This window comes from Aminobacter sp. P4_H6_2 (assembly GCF_056400805.1).
The window spans coordinates 1-1600 of record NZ_JBFUKO010000903.1 but is presented as its reverse complement, the minus strand read 5'-3'; the positions used below and the strand labels follow the sequence as shown (position 1 = coordinate 1600).

At 56.9% G+C, this 1600-nt stretch carries 2 protein-coding genes; both read left to right on the top strand.

What is annotated here, in order from left to right:
* Positions 1 to 236, top strand: a 236-nt coding sequence (locus tag AC1DUU_RS31495) for a hypothetical protein (protein WP_476787224.1), incomplete at its 5' end; no start/stop codon positions are given.
* A gap of 1090 nt (positions 237 to 1326) precedes the next feature.
* On the top strand, positions 1327 to 1467 hold the full coding sequence (locus tag AC1DUU_RS31490) for a hypothetical protein (protein WP_476787223.1): 141 nt from the start codon (positions 1327 to 1329) through the stop codon (positions 1465 to 1467).
* The last annotated feature ends 133 nt before the right edge of the window (positions 1468 to 1600 follow it).

Here is a 1600-nt window from a genome sequence, read left to right as displayed (position 1 = left end):
GTATCAACCTCATCAAACAGTCGTCTATTGGTCATGTGCGCTATGCTGCGCCGCAGGGCTCGAAGCTCCCGGCGGAGCATTTCGGCATCGGCGAGTTCATCGACAAGTATCGACGGAGCCTAACTGTGGACGGCTTCGTTTCGACGTGGTTGGAAGTTACACCGAACGGGCATCCCCATAACCCACATGCAGTCTCAGTTCCCGCCTACCAGGCCAAGCCACTACTACTCGCATAAAAGGCCTGCCGGGAGGTCACCGGCAGGCCGATAGGCGTGTCGGAGGGGAGCACACCTCACGGACAGCAAAGACCCGCATTACGGCACGAGGTCTTGCCCAGACGGGCGCAGCTGAAAGGTTAAGACCACGCCCATTCTGCTCCGCTCATCAAAACGTCGGTCGTTCAAATCAGGTTCCCACAATACAGGAAAAAGCCCGCCACCTTTCGGCAGGTAGCGCGGCGATGCGATGGTTGCCGCCACCAAAACAAAAATAAGAAGAAGGTAATAATTGGCTTTGCGTTTCCATGGCTCATTAACGCAACGAGCACATGCTGATGCCGTCCGGGTCACCGCCCCACAGCCCACGGCCCGGATCGCGCGCTCGGCTCAAAGGTCGGTGGCATCCCTGCTTGCCGAAACCGGAAAGGCCGGGCGCGTCGACGAGAAAGGCCTGCTCGGAATGGTTCTTCCAAACAGGCCAATGACATCGCGTAAGGTGCGTGCTTGGGGGCTGGGGACACCGACGCAATGCTCGGTTAAACGATTTAAGGATCTGCGCCGGTGCTCTGCCCCGCCATACCCCGCCTCAATGTCATCCAACGGCACCTGGGAATCAATTAGATCGATCGATTGATGCGCCGTACGTGGGTGGTCACATTGGAGCGTGACAGCGGCTTTTGGCCTGCCCAGCAGCGTAGGCACGGCTGCCGCACCCATGCCCCGGGCGAGGGCAAGTTCATTGTGATACCGAACCTGATTTCCGCCAAGCAATATTTGTCGTTTCCGCAACCGCAGAAAAAGCCCCGCCACCTTTCGGCACGCGGCAATTCGTATTGCGTCCGCATTGGGTAGAAGACGGCCGCTCCGGAAAGCGATCGCATTCTTCACGTCTAGGCTCTTACTTGAACATCACGACATCACCGGGGGGTACATCTGGTTTGCTAACGCCCGTAGCACTTGAAGACCGAGCATCGGCCTTTTTCACACGCGTCAAACGTCTGCATCACGCCTGCATCACGCCTGCATGGCAATCTATCGTTCGCCGGCGGTTTAGAGGCGCCAGGTTGCAAACCTACTCTCCGCCTGCGAAGCAACAAAGGAGGCTTACATGACCAGGATTATTCTTGCATGGATAGCAGCCCTCACAACCGTAACATTGGTTTATGCTGGCGGCATTGCAGGAAGAGAATGCCATGAGGTAAACGGTCATCAATCTTGCGTTAAGATGAATGACACTGAAGGAAGTTGAGAAGGCTTAGGAGCCCAACTCTGGTCATCACGCCGCCGCTAGTATGATTGTCGATCCGCGCGGCGGGTGGCCAATTTGGTGACTGACGCGACCGAAGCCATCAATCGAACCTTTCAGGCGGTCAACGTACGCC

Bases quoted from the DNA above. Each gene is read 5' to 3' on its own strand.
- AC1DUU_RS31490 (WP_476787223.1), top strand. From the start codon at position 1,327: ATGACCAGGATTATTCTTGCATGGATAGCAGCCCTCACAACCGTAACA.